The following is an 18,358-nucleotide window of genomic DNA, read 5'->3' as shown; positions in this document are numbered from 1 at the left end:
ATTCAATATATTGTCAAAAAGGAAGTCCCTTGTAAAAAATATCATTGATCAATCTGGCACTACCCAAGAGAATTGCTTTTTCTTGTAAATCACTTTTGTATATTTTGACGGTAGAACCCTGAGTACGTAATCTTTTTTCTAAGCTTTTGCCAAAAAATGGCCATGCATTACTAATACTGCCACCTATACTAATTGCCTCGGCATTATAAGACTTTAACCATGGAGCTAAAAAATCAGCTAGATTTTCTGAAAATTTATTAAATGTTTGTAGTGCTACAAGATCATTATTTAATGATACTTTGATTAATTCTTTAATAGTAGTGATTGTAGTTGTAGTAGAACATCTATTATATCTATTGATAAGCCAACGAGTAGAAAAGTAATCATCTGCTATTCCATCTTTATATGGGATATGGTATAGTTCACCATCTTTTGGGATTTCTTCTCCAGAAAGTACAGGAAGACCATGATATAAGAATGTAGCGCCAAATCCTGTATCAAGTATTATTCCTAGCCCTCTTTGTATAGTTTTAAGCTTTCCTTTCCATACTTCGCCAATGCCAAAACAAGCAGCATCATTATAAAATCGTACAGGAATATGATCAGTAAGTTGTAACTTTTTGACTATTATTTCTTTAATATTTATACAAAAAAGAGAAGTGTATTTTTGATTCATTTTAAAGGCAAATATACCATTATGATAATCGAAAGGGCCAGGTATTGCTATTCCTATACCTTCTAGAAATTCTTCTTCAGTAAAGGTGCTAATTACTTTTTGTAAACTACAGATCCATTGTTCTATTATTGTATTAGCATCTGCTTTATTATCTATAGGGATAGTAACTAAAGTGTTTTCTAATATGCTATTTGTTTTGGTTTCTATTTTAGTTGTGGTAATACTATTACCTCCTATAGTTACTCCTATTATCATTTTTAAACTTACTCTGTATTTAATAATTCCTACTAAAATGCCTTGTAAATTATCAAAAATACAATTTATAATAATTTTGAGTTCGGTAATATTTATTATTCTTAATTATAGAATGGTCATATCTATATAGATCCTTATTTAACTCGCGCATTCTGCAATAGAAAACTTATTCCATCTTAAAATTATTGCAAGCACCTAGCCGGTTTGCTGATTTTTAAAGCTTCACTATAGTGATGTTATGCTAAAACAAAGAAAGCACTAGTGTATATTACTTTTTCAAGCTTTATGATAAGGTTATATTATATAATTCTAGTTTCCTATTTTTTAAGTTATAAATTTCCACACATTATTTATATGATATGTATACTATTTTCGTTTATCATAAATTTTCATTGATGTATATGGTTGTGTCGTATATGGTATTTTGATTTCTAAAAAGGCTAAATTTCATGAAATTGATTGTTAAATACTTAAAAAACATGCTTTAATTGATTAAATCTGTTAAATTTATAGCTTATGTTAAATTTAGATCAATCTTAATAATAGAATTATTCAGGCACAACGTAGTTATATAATTCAATGATTTTATTTAGAGAATATAAACTTGATGATTAATTTATGGAAGGGCTAGACAATACAGATAAGACTATTTTAAGAATTCTTCAAAGGGATTCTAAAAAAACAGCAAAAGAAATAGCTAATCTTTTAAACCTAACAGTGTCTCCCATATATGAGCGTATAAAACGATTAGAAAGTAAGGGATATATAAAAAAATATGTGGCAATAGTAAATAATAAACTAATAGATCTACCAATAACTGCATATTGCCAAGTATCTCTTAAATCTCATGACGAGTCTTTTATTGATAAATTTGAAAATCAGATTATAAATCTAAAAGAAGTTCAGGAGTGTTATCACATGGCTGGGCAGATAGATTTTTTGTTAAAAATAAATATGAGAAGTCTAGAGGAATACCATGATTTTATTCGATATAAACTTTCTAAAATAGATAATATAGGAATATTAAATTCTACCTTTTCTTTAAAAGTGATTAAACATACTTCTGAGCTATATTTATAGTACGTTGTATCTATCTCCTAACTTGGTACTAAGACTAAATAACTAGTATTACAGTATATTCATAATATAAATTATATTGTTTTTATGAACTAGTATAATAACTCTAGAAGTTTAAATACCATATGCGCTACCTTTGTTATGTGTAACTATATTTTCTACCCTCATTTTATACTATTTAGTTTTTATAATCATTTGAAAAATAAAAAAAACACCTGCACTATAAAAAGTAACAGGTGTTTATATGATGATATAAAATCAGATCTATTATGAATTGAAATTGATTTTATTTTTTAATAAATCTATTTTTATAAATAATTTTACCATTTTGTCTAACGATAAGGAAATACATTTTATTGGTAAGATGATTAATCTGTATTTCATCTTTAGTAGTTTGTTTTTTTATAACTATTCTTCCATGTGTGTCATAAATCTCATAGACTAATATCTTGTTTTTTAAATCGTCTGATTTAGCAAAGAAGAGAGTGTTTTTTGCAGGGTTTGGATATGATGTTAAACTTAGTGATTTAACAGGTTCTTTGTCCTCTGATGCAATCGCACGATTTTGCTTATTACTACAATCTAGAGTCCAAGGATAATTACCGTCATAGTCAATTTTATTACCACCGTTGATGTAGTTCTTATATTCATTCCATACTGTTGCTACACCTTTACCAAGAATATTTCTAAAAGCGTTATCAAATGACCAAGAGTTTCCTAAATCTTTTGCCGCCTTATTAAACTTATAGATAAAGTTCTTATCGTATTTTTCAGTAACATATTGTAAGAAGAATCCTGTTGTAGTATAACCTCCTAGCCATTTACTAGAACTGTTAACATCTGGTGTTTTTGTTTGATGAAATCCTGAATATATTCTTACTCCATCAGCAATACCTTCTGTATATGCCCAAAATGGAGAAGATCCATCATAAGTACCTCCTGTAGTTGGAGAATAGTTATATCCATGTGTTACTTCGTGAAATAGAATACCATCGATTTCATCTTTTATAACCTGAGAATTGTTACCAGAATCTCTATAAATTTTAGCAAGATGCTGTGTACTTACTGCGATAGTCATTTGATCTCCTTCTCCAGATTTATATGCTACAAAATCTTCGTTTTTTAGTTCAAATTTTAATAGCCTAAATTTTGGAGCATCTGCTGAATTTCTATATAATATTTTAGCTACATCTAAACAGCGTTGTTGCATATAACTTCTTACATTAGGAATTACCTGATTAAATATTCTAGACCCTATAGTAGAACCATCAAAATCAGTAAATTGTACAGTTGGAGTAAGGAAATTATTACCCCATTGGCAAGAACCACCTCCTGTAGAACCTTCTTTTCCAAATAATTCTAATTCAGATATTTGCAGAATATTTCCGCTATTATTTCTCATAGATAACCTATAATAGGCATACGCAGATCTAGTATTTGTCTGAAAAGCTCTTTTTTGATTTCTACTAGAGAAATCTTGATTAGATCTTTGATCAATATTTGTCCATGAGGTACCGTTAGTAGAGCCTTGTAGTGTCCAACTTTTTGGATCTCTTTCTGGAGCGTCATTCCCAGAAGTTAAAGTATAAGAAGATAGTATATAAGATTTATCAGCTTTAAATTGTACCCATGAAGATGCATTAAAAGTTAAGAATTTAGAATTAGCATTGTTATCAAACAATTTTAAGATACCTTCATTAGCTGGAGAGTCATTATATTGACTAGAAGCTTCTCCACCAAGATCTGTTATATCTTTGATATCTCCTGATCCACCACCACTATCTCGAGTAACAGTAATATATGATGATTTAGTTTGTGTATCAGATCCATCTCTATTAGTTGCTTTTAGAGTAACAGAATATGTTCCTGCTCTATTATATCGTACTGTAGGATTTTTTTGTGTGCTATTAAATGGAGTACCTCCACTAAATGTCCAACTATATGAAGTGGCATCAGTTGAAGAATTAATAAAAGAAACACTCTCTCCCTCTTTAATACTAGTTTTAGTTACTCTAAAATTAGCTACCGGAAGTTGCTTAGCGTTTTTTTCTTTTCCAAATAACTCAATTTCAGATACCTGTAAGATGTTTCCGCTATTGTTTTTCATCGATAATCGATAATATTGATAAGAAGAAGTAGTAGTTACAGTAAAGGTTCTTTTTTGATTTCTACCAGAAAAATCTTGATTAGATCTTTGATTAATATTTTGCCAAGAGTTTCCATTTGTAGATCCTTGTAATGTCCAGCTTTTAGGATCTCTTTCTGGGGCATCATTTCCGGAAGTTATCGTATAAGATGATAGAACATAAGATTTAGTAGCTTTATATTGTACCCATGCAGATGCATTAAAAGTTAGATACTTTGAGTTTAGATTATTGTCAACTATATTAGATATTCCTTCATTAGAGGGAGAATCATTATATTGACTAGATATAGTTCCTCCATCATTAGTTATATCAATAGTGTCTCCTGCAGGGGGAGTAGTACCTCCTCCACAATCTAATGTCCAAGGATAATTACCATCATAATCTAACTTGTTTCCATTATTGATATAGTTTTTATATTCATTCCATACCGTTGCTACGCCTTTTCCTAAAATGTTTTTAAAAGCGTTATCAAATGACCAAGATTTTCCTAAATCTTTTGCCGCTTTATTAAACTTGTATATAAAGTTTTTATCATATTTTTGGGTAACATACTGTAAAAAGAACCCTGTTGTAGTATAGCCTCCTAGCCATTTGCTAGAACTGTTAACATCTGGTGTTTTTGTTTGGTGAAATCCTGAATATATTCTTACACCATCTGCAATACCTTCTGTATATGCCCAAAACGGAGAAGATCCGTCATAAGTACCGCCTGTAGTTGGAGAGTAGTTATATCCATGTGTTACTTCATGAAACAATATACCATCGATTTCGTCTTTTATAACCTGAGAGTTGTTTCCAGAATCTCTGTAGATTTTAGCAAGATGTTGTGTGCTAACTTCTATAGTCATTTGATCACCCTCTCCAAATTTATGGGCTACAAAATTTTCATTTTTTAGATTAAAATTTAACAGTCTAAATTTAGGAGAATTTGCAGAATTTCTATACAATATTTTAGCTACATCCAGACAACGTTGTTTCATATAACTTTCTGCATTAGGAATTACCTGATTAAATATTCTGGATCCTATAGTAGAACCATCAAAATCAGTAAATTTTACCGTAGGAGTAAGGAAGCTATTCCCCCATTCACATGCTAAGTTATTTGAGTTTTGAGGAGGAGACTGTGCATTTACATTAAATGCTAATACAATTGAAATCATCATGCTTATATAAAGCAAGACTTTGTTTTGTGTTTTCATAGTTGAGTTTGTTTTTGTTAATAAATTTCATGAGGTTATACTCATGTTAATGTTAAGTATTCAAAGTTACGCTATGAAGATTTATTATTCTTTTCTGGGCTTGATTTAAGTGAATTTTATGTTATTTTTTGTTTTTTAAGTTTTTTTTACTTGATATAGATAGTTAGGTTTATCAGGATAAGTGTTTTTTATGTTAAAAAAAGGATGAATTAATGGAGTTTGTGTAAATAAAATAGATAATTTTAACTGTATTCTAAAAAAGAAGCTTTTAGGTTTTGCTTACTTTTTTAAAGAAAAGATATATGATAACCTCTATATACTTACCTCTAAATGGAATAAATATAATTGTTTTGTTTTTTCAGTCTTACTTCCTATTTTATAATCTTAGCCTATAGGAATCAAATCCATATCATAATTAAAAAATTATAACGTGCATATAAAACTAAATATGATATTTATTATTTATGGATATATTAAAAGATTAGTGGATTTATTGTGTAGTTAATAAAGAAAATATGGAGGTTGCGTTTAGAATTAAAATATACATAAATTTACAACAAAAAAAGAGCGCATCTTAATGGTTTTTTTTCAACTTTTTCTCTATTAAAAAAAAGTTATTTAAATGTTAATTTACACTTTAAGTAATGTTTTTTTTAGCCTTAAGTAATTGTTTTTAAGTTATTTAGCTGTTTTTTAAAGTTTTGTTTTAAAAAAATACGGGTTAACCGTAACAACCTTGTTGATTAAGATTTGTACATTTGAATGAGCTTTTTTAGAAAACATGATCATGCAATTTATAATAGCTTAAGTATTATTTTACCCCACTGTTTTTTTTGTTATAAAGACTAGTTAATTAGAAAAAATATTTTTATATAATTAGTCGTTTTTTTAAAATTATTTTCCAATAGTATTGATTCACAAAAAATCTATTTTTTAGAGAAAAATTGTGAGTCATATGGCGAAGCTTTACCCTTAATTAAATAATTTTTATTCTTAATGTAATTATAATGAGTGTTAGTAGTCCTAATAAGTGGTATGTACTATATGTACAATCTCGTCATGAGAAAAAGATAGATGCTTTATTGAGAGAAAACCGAATAGAAACATTTTTACCACTTGTAAAAACAATTCGGAAATGGAGTGATCGTAAAAAAGAAGTTGAAATGCCGCTATTTCCTTCTTATATTTTTGTAAAAATCAATTTGAAAAAAGATGTAGATAGAGTTTTGTCTGTAAGGACTCCTTGTTCTTTTATCCGTTTTGGATCAGAGTTCGCTAAAGTTCAGGAGCACGAAATAAATTCTATTAGACATCTTATGAAAATGAATGTCGATATGAAAGTAGAGAATTTGGGAATGGTACCAAAGGTAGGTGAGTTCAAAAAAATAAAACAAGGAGTATTAGATGGTATGGATTGTGAGATTGTTAAAATAGAAAATGAAGATAAAATAGTAGTACGTATTGATTCTATTAGACAAAGTATTGTAGCAACAGTACCTTCATCAGATCTTGTAGAATTAGTGCTAGCTTAAATTCTTAATTCTGATAGTTTAAAAGCATACATTATATTTCTTTTTAACTATCAGAATTAAGAATGAATTGTAGTTGTATACGAATAAAATTAATGAATATATTTTTATTAGTAATAGTAAACTTATGGAGTTTCGTTTTTAGCTTACAATAAGATATATTATGTAGCTATTTTTATTTATATAGTTTACTAATACATTTTTATGTGTAAAAAAAGTGTTACAATTAATATAGAACCCTAATTTATTAAAGTTGGGATTTAGTTATTAATAGTATAAACTACTTTAATATATTTATAATATTGATTTAGGGAGATCCCAAAGATTAAAATGAATCATAATTTCTTTTATAGTTCATCTATATTGTAATCTTAAACAGCAACTATATATTTAAATGGTTTATAACTCATTAGCAGCGAAGTGATTAATGTTAAATAATTAAATAGTACCTAATGAGGTATTTTTAGAATGAATAAAAAATAAATTAAAATGAAAATCATAGCAATACCTTTTGCAGGAGGTAATAAATATAGTTTTAAAGAAATTTCTAAATGTTTGCCAAAAGATTTTGAGTGGATTACTGTAGAGCTTCCAGGTAGAGGAGCCAGATTTAAAGAAAAGTTACTTGATGAAGTTTCGATTATGGTTGAAGATATTTTTAACCAAGTCCAGCAACATATAAAAAATGAACCTTATCTTATTTATGGTCATAGTATGGGAACCTTATTAGGATATGAGTTAATCAAAACTCTGATTCGTAAAGATATGCATTTACCAGTATGTTTGTTTTTTACAGGTCGAGGAGCGCCAAGTGTTATTACAAAAAAGAAAATTTCAACATTCTCAAAAAAACTATTTTGGGAAGAAGTAAATGAAATGGGAGGACTTCCCAAAGAGATTTTAGAACATAAAGATCTTTTAGAATTATATTATCCAATTCTAAAAGCAGATTTTTGTGCTATTGAAAATTATGTATACGATGATATGAATGAACCATTTCCTATACCTATATTTGTTTGTATGGGTAAAGAAGAAATAGGAGAGGGAAAAGGAAAAGTTTCTTTAGAAAGAATAAAGAAATGGAATGAAGAAACATTATTTCCACAAACAATACAGTTTTTGGATGGGGATCATTTTTTTATATTGAAACATCCAAAAGCTATTGCTCAAAAAATTAGTAATGCATGCGAATCAGTAGTACATCAATTAAACTAAAGAGAGCAAGCTCTATTATTTTATTAGATTTATAATCAATGAATAAAGGCATAATTTTTTTTAAAAGAGAAAAAAGTTGTTTTAAAGGAGGATTTTGTGTAATTAATAAAGAATTATCCTATCTTGAAAAAGAGATATCTATGTTGCACCCTAATGAGTATGCTTATTACAATACATTAAGGTATGATAAGAGAAAAACAAGTTATCTACTAGGAAAAATTACTGCAAAAGGAGCAATATCAGAAATATTGATTACACAACAGACTGCTCACTCCATACTAATACAAAATGGAGTATTTCAATTTCCGGTTGTTAAAAACATAAAAGAACAAAATATACAGGTTAGCATAAGTCATTGTGATAGTTATGGAGTCGCTCTTGCTTTTCCTGAAGAACACCCGTTAGGAATAGATATAGAGAAGATAAGTGAAGATAAAATAGACGTTATAAAAAGTTATCTATGTGATAAAGAGATAAGTAAATTAGATTCGTACTCTTTAACAACAGCTATGGGAAGTACTCTTATGTGGACTGTTAAAGAAGGTTTATCAAAAATACTAAAGACAGGATTGATGATAGATTTTAAAGTTTTAGAAATCGAAACCTTAGAAAAAATAGGAACTACTTATATAAGTAGTTTTAAGAACTTTAGCCAATATAAAGCTATTTCATGCCATATAGAAGAGTACATTTGTTCTATAGTACTACCAAAGAATAGTTTTACTGATTTAAGTGAGTTTTGGCATACCCTTAGAGAACAAATAAAAATTGTTACTTAAATTGTTGTAAAGACAGTTTTTTTAGCTCAGATAAATTTTATTCCCCATATATTTTTCTTCTAAAATTAAAGAACATAAATTCTTCTTCCTAAGAAATTACACCGATTAATGATAAATCTTTATCTAGTTTTTTTATTAATTAAGATTCTTCAATAAATTAAATTTTACCAAATTCTAAATTTTAAAAAATAAAGTTTTTCATTATAATAAAAGTTCCTTATTTATAATGTTGTTTGTCTATAGTTTTAGCTTATTTAGCTAAAAAACAGTAAGGAATTAACATTAATTAATTAAGTTTAGTTTTGTAGTTTTTTCATAAACAACTCATTAATAGAGTTTTTGAATAGAGTAGAGAGTAGTATGTAATGAAAATTCATAGTGATAGTAAGGATATTTTAATTTCTTACTAATGAACTACACATCAATGCGTCAACTATATTTTTTACTATAACACAAACTAAACTTTTTAATCATGAAAAATAATTATTGTTATTTGTTCAAAAACTCATTTAAATTTTTAATACTGCTCTTTTTCCTGCTTATACTCCATATGTATAACAGTTATGCCAATATCCATGTAAACAGATTTAGTAAGATAGATAATATTCCAAGTATCATCTTAATTGAAGAGGAGTATGATGCGGTTCAAAATGATTGTGTTAATATTCAAGAATGGTCATCTACCAATACATATAATGGAGGTAATGAAGTACAATTTAACGGTAATAAATATATTGCAAATTGGTGGACACAAGATAACCCAGAAACTAATAGTGGTCCTGTGGGGAGTACTGGTAATCCATGGACATTACTTGGTCCTTGTGACGGACAGAATCAGTCTCCAATAGTAGCGATTACATCACCTTTGGATAAAAGTATTTTTGATGAAGGTAATACTGTAACTATTACAGCAAATGCTTCTGATATTGATGGAGAAATTGTAAAAGTAGAATTCTTTGAAGGAACAACAAGTATTGGAGTTGACACTTCACCCCCCTATAGTATAAACTGGAACGATATTGTTATTGGAAATCATATGATTACTGTTGTAGCAATAGACGATAACGGATTAACGACCACCACTACAGCTATTTCAATAACAGTGAATCCTGAAGGACCACCTCCTCTATCTGTGAGTATTAACTCTCCAATACATAATACAAGTTTTATAGTAGGCGATGATATCACTATAACAGCATCAGCTTATGATGCAGCTGGTACTATTACTTTGGTAGAATTTTTTCAGGGTGCCACAAAACTAGGAGAAGATACCACTGCGCCATATTCATTTACTTGGGTAGATGCTACGCCAGATGATTATGTATTAACGGCTGTTGCTACTAATAATGTTGGAGCGAGAACCAATTCTACTGTGATTCCTATTCGAGTAAAAGCTGGTGGAGGATCTGATGGAAAACTGCCTAATCGTGTCATTGTAGGATATTGGCATAATTTTGAGAATGGATCTGGTTTTATACGACCAGAAAATGTGTCTTCTAAATTTGATGTAGTGAATATATCTTTTGCAGAACCAGTTTCTGGGAGTACGTCACTTATAGATTTTACACCCGATGCAGCCAATATCTCTGATGCAGATTTTAGAACAGGTGTAGAAACATTACAAAGTCGTGGACAAGAAGTAGTGATCTCGATTGGAGGAGCAAATGGAACAGTACAATTGAATACAATAGCAGAAAGAGATGAGTTTGTCACTTCTATGATTTCAATTATTGAAGAATATGGATTTGATGGTATGGATATTGATTTTGAAGGACAATCGCTAGCACTTAATTTAGGAGATGATGATTTTCGTAATCCAACTACTCCTCGTATTGTTAATCTAATTAGTGCGATTAACACGATATATGATCACTTTGGAGATACGTTTATTTTAACAATGGCTCCAGAGACTTTCTTTGTACAATTAGGATATAGTTTTTATGGAGGAATTTCTTCTGGTGCTGATAGAAGGGCAGGAGCATACCTACCTGTAATCCATGCATTACGAGATAAACTTACATTCTTACAAGTCCAATATTATAACTCAGGATCTATTACAGCCTTAGATGATAAATTTTATGCTATGGGTAATGCTGATTTTTATGTATCTATGGCTGATATGCTTCTAAAAGGGTTTCCTATCACTAAAGACCCTTCTAAATTTTTTCCACCTCTTAGACAGGATCAAGTTCTAATTGGTCTTCCAGCAAATATTAATGCAGGAGGAGGTTTTGTTCCACCTGCAGAAGTTCATAAAGCGTTAGATTATTTAATTAAAGGAACTTCATATGGAGGAAACTATACACTCTCCCAAAGCTATCCAAACCTTAGAGGATTGATGACGTGGTCTATTAACTGGGATGCCTTTAATAATTTTGAGTTTTCTAATGAACACAGAGCATATCTAGATGCGCTAAATGGAGGGAATCCACCGCCAGTAGTTACTATTACAGAACCTTCTAATAATGATAATTTTCTATTAGGAAATGGTATTAATATAAGTGCTAGTGCATCAGATAATGGAAGTATTGCTAAAGTAGAATTTTTTATTGATGGAGCAAGTGTAGGTATTGATACAACTACTCCATATAATATAACGTGGAACCCTACCACGACAGGCACGTACAATATTACAGCAATAGCTACAGATAACGAAGGGGCTACAGGAACATCTAGTACTGTACTAATTAATATTACGGATACCTATAATGAGGTACCAGTTGTAAATATATCATCTCCATCATCAGGAGCTTCTTTTGATCAAGGAACAGCTATAGTAATTACTGCAAATGCTATGGATACTGATGGTATAATAGCTAAAGTAGAGTTTTTTGCTAATGAAACGAGTTTAGGAACAGATACTTCTAAGCCATTTAGTATTACATGGGATAATGCACCTGTTGGGACTCATACTTTAACAGCTATAGCAACTGATAACCTAGGAGCATATGCAACCTCTTCTGCTATAGAAGTTATAGTAAAAGAAGAATCTGGAGGAGGATGTACAGGAATACCGATGTGGTCATCAGGGGCTACATATACAAAAGGAGATGAAGTACAACTTAATACTAAAAAATATAGAGCAAACTGGTGGACTCGATCTAACCCAGAGGTAGATAATGGTCCTACAGGGAGTGGTAGATCATGGACATTATTAGGGGAGTGCTCTATAAAAACTAATCAGTTTTCAGTACAGAAATCTATAAAAAATGAAAAGACATCATTCAATATATTTCCAAATCCAGTAGAGACTACTGCTAATTTTAGATTTAGCTTACACGAAGAGACTTCAGTTACTCTAGAAATATATAACGTAATAGGAAATAAAATAAAAGTGTTGATTGATAAAAATTTAGAATCTGGAATGCATCAATACCAATGGGATACCAATACTTTTCCTAAAGGAATGTATTTTGTGAAATTAGAAATAAACGGTAAAACTCGAACACAAAAAGTAATAAAAAATTAAGTATAACAATCGATTAGATTAAAACATAAAAAGCCTATTACTGATTACAGTGATAGGCTTTTATGTTTTAAAAAGTAAGATTAAAGTGAGAGAAGTTTAATTTTTATATTCTTTTGATTATAAAATATTTATCGGGGAGTAATAAAATTCAGAGCATTTCTAAAGATTCTTAAAATAGAGAAGAGTATTATATTTTTCACTTTCTTTAAGATATAAATTGAAATTAACGGATGTTTTTGACCAAATACCAGTTTACAGAATTTGAAAATGCTCGATTTACAACAATAAAAATAGATTTCTATTTTTATTTACGATCACTTTTTTATGTATTTCTACATTACCTGCATTTTCGCAGGTATTTAAAATAGATGAAAATTTGATTACAGAAAAAGTATTTCTAAATGATCAAGAACTTTTTATCTACGAAGATGTTTCTGGAGAACTAACCTTCGAACAGTTGGTTTAAACAAATGCTAAAAATTTGTTGAACCCAAGAATAAAAGGTAAGGAATATTCTAGTACAGCAATGATTTGGCTTAAATGTATTATTAAAAATACATCAAATCAAAGAAGAGATTTTGTATTGTTTACTAATGATTGGGATGTGTAATTTTTCTCACCAGGCTCAGAATGGAGTTGTTACCTTTATTCGGACAGATATTTAAGACAGTTTATGTTTAAATAAATATCTTAGAAAAATAAAGAAACGATTTTACAGTAAAGAATTTAAACCAGAAGCTGTTCAGTTAAGCTATAAGCGAAAAAACATAAAAGAATTAGCCAATGAATTAGGGATTAAAGTTGATAGGATTTATGTTGGCGTAAGTTAGATAGTGAAAATTGGTTTTCTAAAAAGACTTCTAAATTACCTTCTTCCTAAATAGATATCTAAGAAGTAAAGGAGTTATGTAAAGTTCTTAAAGAGGCCCAATTAGAACCGGAGATCTTAAAAAAAGTCGTTCCCATTTTCTCCAAGAGCGATGAGAAATCTATCAATTCATGGTTTCATATAAATAATATGTATTCCATTGAGAAAATATGTAAAGTGCTAAAAGTTAGTAGGAGTAGTTATTATAGATGGTATAGTAATGGTTCTTGTAATAGGGTTTTAGAAGATCAGAAATTAACCTTGCAAGTCCAAAAAGATTGCCTAAATTTTTTTAGACAGTCTCCTTATTTTTATAATTACTCATTACTCTTCTATTTTTAGCGTTATGTCTTAAAAATTCTTAATAAATTGAGTGGTACTTTGCACACTAAAAAAACCCAACGCTCTAGTATTATTGGTTGTATTCATAATATTACCTGTTAAATTTGCAGGTGGTGGTAAGAACAGCTGTCCAGGGTCATCTTCACTTCCGGCATTGGTTATTTGATTTTCGAACTGTAAAAATTGATTTAGATAGAACTGATAAGAATTAAAATTAAGGTTTGAAATGCTTACACGTACTTCTTGCGGATTGGCAACAAGAAATTCTGTAGAATCAAAAGTAGCATTGTCATTTCCATTAAAAAGAACATCGTTTGTAAGTTCATTTATTTTTAAATCTAACGAGCCATCATTATAAAAAAGGAAATTGATTAGGTAAAAGTTGGTATCATCAATTGGGTCGGCAAAAATTATCCGGTTAAGCTCATGTGTTATTTCAATGTCATTAATGACTATTGCAGGGTTTAAAATTTCTTTATCCGATACAAATGTTGTGCCATCTGATAGCAAAATTTCTATCCAATAAGTATTGCCAATACTTGATGTTATCATTTCAGAACTTCTGTACATACCTTTTGTAACGTTAAAAGAATTTGTAATTAACGTATCATTTCCATTAGGATCTTTTGTAAAAAGTGAAATTTGGGCATCATTAATGGGGTTCAAGTTTTGTTCGTTAATAGGAACGGTCTGCTGAATTTTTATATTTACATATTCCGTACCATTAGTCAAAAAGCCCGATATAAAAACTTGAGGTTCAAAATTTGACACATTGGGTATTTCACTAACACAATTTGTGAATAGTACTACAATTGAGAAATAAATTGCTGTTTTATATATTAATTTCATCTATTTAAGTTTTTTCAAGAACTTGTAGTTCAATTATTTAATTATTTTAATGAGTGGTTACCATTAGTTATCTAATGCTCATTATGAGCTTTCATACATATTAAAATTTAAAGTTGTAAGCAATAAATGGTATTGGAGTACCCAATACAGAAAATTTAAAGGTTTTTACCTCATTGTTCTGAAAAGTTGAAAACACAGAAAAGGCATTAGAATTACCATAGACATTATACAGCCCAAAGTTCCAACTACTCTGCCATTTTGTATTTGGATTTCCTGTGGGTTTATAGGTAAATGAAATATCCATTCTGTGAGTATCTGGAATTCGATAAGCATTTCTTTTGGAATAGGTTAAATAAGGATTTCCGTCAAAGGCTAACCTACCAGTAGGTACTGTACTGGGTCTTCCTGTTTGATAGGTAAAGAAAATACCCATATCCCATTTCTTACTTAAATTATAGTTTGTAGTAATATTTAATAAATGAGGTCTGTCATAATTAGAAGGGTAATACGAACCATTGTTTATATTTTCTGCATTAAATTTACTTGTTGTTTTTCGTTTTGATACGGAATAGGTATAATTAAAACTACCTGTTAACTTTCCAAGGTTTTTATAAAACCCAAACTCTAGGCCATACGCATATCCTTTTGCAGGGAGCAATTGCGTTTCAATATTCTCATTAATAAATAAATCGGCTCCGTTTTTATACTCAACAAAATTTTTAAAGGTCTTATAATATCCTTCTATCACTATGTTGTACTTTCTACCAGAAGTATCATAAGTATAGCCACCAGATATCTGATTGACTTCAAGAGGTTTTATATATTTACCTGAAGGTTTCCAGATATCAAAAGGCAACGCCGCAGCTGTGTTTGATATTAAGTGAATGTATTGAAATGTTCTGTTATACCCTATCTTTAGAGCTTTTCGATCACTCAAATCATATTTTAGAGAAAGTCTCGGTTCAAAACCTGAATAGGTTTTAATAATTTCATCTTTTTTATATTTTTTCTTATTAATGATTGTGCTTACTGTTAAAGGAAAATTAGGATTATAAATAGCAACCGTATTAGCACCAATGTTTCCGAACCAGGAATAGCGAAGTCCTAGATTTAGAGAAAGTTTATCCCAAGTTTTTTCTATTTCATAATAAGGTGCGATTTCTAAACCCTTATCAACATTAAAACTTTTCGGGCTTAAACCTGCCTCATTACTCGAAAGTTCTGCTGGATTAAATTTGTAGAGTGTACCATTTGTTCCGAATCTCATTTTAGTATTTGGATTAGTGTAATAGGTGAAATCAGGTTTTACTATCCAATTTTCTACTCCGGAACTCCATTTAAATGTACCTGCCCCATTAATAATTCCTCCATTATCGTTTTGCGATACTAGATTGTATTTGTAACTGCTGTATATACCAGATACGTTCATAAACAATTTATCCGAAAAAAGATGATTCCAACGTATGGTGCCTGTAGCGTTTTTCCACCTAAAATCTACAGAGGTATCAGGTTCATTTGGCTCATTGGCACTAGCGGTTTCATCTAATTTCATAACATCTGCCCCAAAATAACCAGAAGCAAATAGTTTGTTATTTTCGTTAATGTTCCAAGATAGTTTGGTGTTTAAATCGTAAAAAAACATTTTACTGTTTTTAATGTCTCCTCCTAGTAATGGGAAAAACAAATCAAAATAAGACCTCCGTCCTGAGACCAAAAAAATTAGCTTTTCTTTTACTATTGGCCCTTCTAAGGTTATTCTTGAAAATAATGTTCCTAATCCTCCTTCACCTTTAAATTCTTTAGTATTCCCTTCTTTTTGACGAATGTCGAGCACCGAAGATGCTCTGCCACCATATCTTGCGGGAATTCCTCCTTTATATAGCGTTATATCTTTGATCGCATCTGTATTTACTACAGAAAAAAGCCCCCATAAATGTGATGATACATATAACGGTGCTTCATCTAGCAAGGTTAGGTTTTGGTCTATGTTACCTCCTCTAACATTAAAACCTGCCGTACCTTCACCTACCGAGGTTACCCCTGATTGTGTTAGTATTGCCCTGTTTATATCGGGTTCTCCAAAAAAAGCTGGCAACTGCTTAATGTCTGTAACTTTTAAAGTGTTTACACCCGATAAAAGATTACGTACCTGGCTTTTGTTTTTTATATCTGAGGTTATCACTACTTCATCAAGTGCGTTTGATGTGGGTTGTAATTCAAAATTTCTTTTAATATTATTGTTTAAGTCTAAAGTTTCATCTATGGATGTATAACCCAAATAAGAAATTTGAAGTGTATAATTGCCTTCTGCCAAGGTTAAAGAGTAAAACCCATATTCGTTAGTAATAGTCCCTTGGTTCTTTCCAACCACAAATACATTTGCTCCAAAAAGTGTTTCTCCGGTAGCAGCATCTTTAACAGTACCACTTATGGTATATTTTTTATTGCTAGCCTTTTTATTGGAAAGAATAACCAGATTTTTTCTGAATTTATATTGAATTTCTGTATTCTTTAATAGCACACCTAAGGTAGGTGCAATATCTTTTTCTAGCACATCAATACTAAATTTTTGGTTACTGTTTATTTCATCATTATTGTAAATAAAGTTAAACGTAGTTTGCGACTCTATCTGGCTCAGAATTTCTTTCAGGGACGTGTTTTTCACTTTTAAGGTAACTTGATTTTGAGAAAAACTTGTAAATGCCATTAGTTGAAAGCCACAGACTAGATAAATTATAAATGATAATTTCATTAAAAAAATACTTTTTTTTGAAATATGTTTCTGTTTTAATGAAACGGCAATTTGTTTTATTTTCATAAATTTGAATATTGTTAATTAATACGGATATTCGAAGATTTATTTTTTAGCAGTTTATAGTGGGAAAGCGGCAATTTTCCCACTTTTTTTATTTGATTATCCACTCATTGGTTTGTTCGTTTAGGTTGTACTTAAAGTTTTTAGAGGTTCTAAGAACTTCTAAAATTTCTTCTATAGGGGTTGATTTATCAAAAACAGCAGTAAACCTAGATTTGGCAATTGCGTCGTTTTCAAAAACTAATTTTATATTTAATTGATTGTTTAAATCGGTTGCAATGTCTTTAAACGGGGTGTTTTCAAATCGAATTTTACCGGTTCTCCAAGCCAAAATGGTTTTCTTATTTTTAATTATAGTCTTTACTGGTATTCCATCCGCCTTAAGAATTTTAATATTATCTTTGGGGAGCATAATAATTTTCTCTTCAAAGTAGTTTTTTGAGGATACTTCGACCTTACCGGTAATAAGTGTGGTTTCTAAATAGATGTCCTTAGGATAGGCCTTAACATTAAAACTTGTACCTAATGCTTTTACAATAACCTTGTCTGATGTTTCTACTGTAAAAGGATGTGTTTTATCTTTAGCTACCTCAAAAAAAGCTTCACCAAATAATTTAAGTGTTCTTGGAGCATTTTCTTGGTAAGAAATTTTACTATTAGTGTTTAGCCAAACCACCGAACCATCTAAAAGGGTAATTTGTTTTTCTGCTCCATAACCAGTTTCTATAGTAACAATGTTTTTAGATATGCTTTGGTAAGCGATACCTGCGATAGAAATAAATAACACCATAACTGCAGCATATTTTAAATACTGCTTATAACTACTACTTTTTCTATCGACAGGAGCTACTGCTGCAAAGAATTTGGTTTTCTCTTTCTCAATGTCGATAGTTTCATTAAATGGGGTCTTCTCTGTTACCTCATAAATTTTTTTAATTGAATTGAAAAACGGCTCATCAAAATCGTTTGAGTTTTTCCAGTTTTCAACTTTTATGCGAGTGGCCTCATCCGAATTATTAGAAAAATAAGCCCAAACCTCTGTTTCGTCGACTATATTGGTTTTCATCTGTTTTAATTTTATAAAGAACCTATGGTTCAGTTATTTAATTTTTTTTACAGGTAATTGCATTGCTTGCCA

Annotated in this window: 11 protein-coding genes; 6 read left to right on the top strand and 5 right to left on the bottom strand. The window is 30.0% G+C overall.

The features are described 5' to 3' along the window. Positions 1-13: 13 nt before the first annotated feature. Entirely contained in the window at positions 14-931 is a 918-nt protein-coding gene (locus tag N456_RS17030) for an ROK family protein (RefSeq protein WP_062059837.1), read from the bottom strand. A gap of 618 nt (positions 932-1,549) precedes the next feature. Between N456_RS17030 and N456_RS17025 the strand changes: the two genes are divergently transcribed. After that, positions 1,550-2,011, top strand: a complete 462-nt coding sequence (locus N456_RS17025; RefSeq protein WP_062059835.1) for an Lrp/AsnC family transcriptional regulator — start codon at positions 1,550-1,552, stop codon at positions 2,009-2,011. A 283-nt stretch (positions 2,012-2,294) separates the two neighbouring features. On the opposite strand, the gene N456_RS17020 is transcribed toward N456_RS17025, so the two are convergent. Continuing rightward, positions 2,295-5,354 carry a basic secretory protein-like protein gene (locus tag N456_RS17020; RefSeq protein WP_082422570.1) on the bottom strand — a complete coding sequence of 1,020 codons (3,060 nt, stop codon included), beginning with the start codon at positions 5,352-5,354 and terminating at the stop codon, positions 2,295-2,297. A gap of 1,007 nt (positions 5,355-6,361) precedes the next feature. On the opposite strand from N456_RS17020, the gene N456_RS17015 reads away from it, so the two are divergent. The 5 genes from N456_RS17015 to N456_RS25435 all read left to right on the top strand — a co-directional run bounded on the left by N456_RS17015 (position 6,362) and on the right by N456_RS25435 (position 13,556). Beyond that, entirely contained in the window at positions 6,362-6,886 is a 525-nt protein-coding gene (locus N456_RS17015; RefSeq protein ID WP_062059831.1) for a UpxY family transcription antiterminator, read from the top strand. 486 nt (positions 6,887-7,372) lie between these two features. Further along, entirely contained in the window at positions 7,373-8,098 is a 726-nt protein-coding gene (locus tag N456_RS17010; protein ID WP_062059828.1) for a thioesterase II family protein, read from the top strand. Positions 8,099-8,136: 38 nt separating this feature from the next. Then, complete coding sequence (locus N456_RS17005; RefSeq protein ID WP_062059827.1) at positions 8,137-8,877, top strand: 4'-phosphopantetheinyl transferase family protein; 741 nt, start codon at positions 8,137-8,139, stop codon at positions 8,875-8,877. A 550-nt stretch (positions 8,878-9,427) separates the two neighbouring features. Then, the gene (locus N456_RS17000) at positions 9,428-12,346 is read left to right on the top strand and encodes an Ig-like domain-containing protein (RefSeq protein WP_062059825.1); all 2,919 of its coding nucleotides are present in this window, start codon (positions 9,428-9,430) and stop codon (positions 12,344-12,346) included. 943 nt (positions 12,347-13,289) lie between these two features. Further along, on the top strand, positions 13,290-13,556 hold the full coding sequence (locus tag N456_RS25435) for a hypothetical protein (RefSeq protein WP_420834729.1): 267 nt from the start codon (positions 13,290-13,292) through the stop codon (positions 13,554-13,556). 9 nt (positions 13,557-13,565) lie between these two features. Here N456_RS25435 and N456_RS16995 read toward each other — a convergent pair whose 3' ends face one another. The 3 genes from N456_RS16995 to N456_RS16985 form a co-directional block, all read right to left on the bottom strand. After that, positions 13,566-14,405, bottom strand: a complete 840-nt coding sequence (locus N456_RS16995) for a DUF4249 family protein (RefSeq protein WP_082422568.1) — start codon at positions 14,403-14,405, stop codon at positions 13,566-13,568. 100 nt (positions 14,406-14,505) lie between these two features. Continuing rightward, entirely contained in the window at positions 14,506-17,157 is a 2,652-nt protein-coding gene (locus N456_RS16990) for a TonB-dependent receptor (RefSeq protein WP_158447919.1), read from the bottom strand. Positions 17,158-17,311: 154 nt separating this feature from the next. After that, positions 17,312-18,286 (bottom strand): FecR family protein, encoded by a 975-nt coding sequence (locus N456_RS16985; RefSeq protein ID WP_062059818.1) that lies wholly within the window; start codon positions 18,284-18,286, stop codon positions 17,312-17,314. Positions 18,287-18,358: the final 72 nt, after the last annotated feature.

Origin of the sequence: Aquimarina longa SW024, assembly GCF_001401755.1 — a bacterium.
GTDB lineage: Bacteria > Bacteroidota > Bacteroidia > Flavobacteriales > Flavobacteriaceae > Aquimarina > Aquimarina longa.
This window is presented reverse-complemented; position numbering and strand designations above follow the sequence as displayed.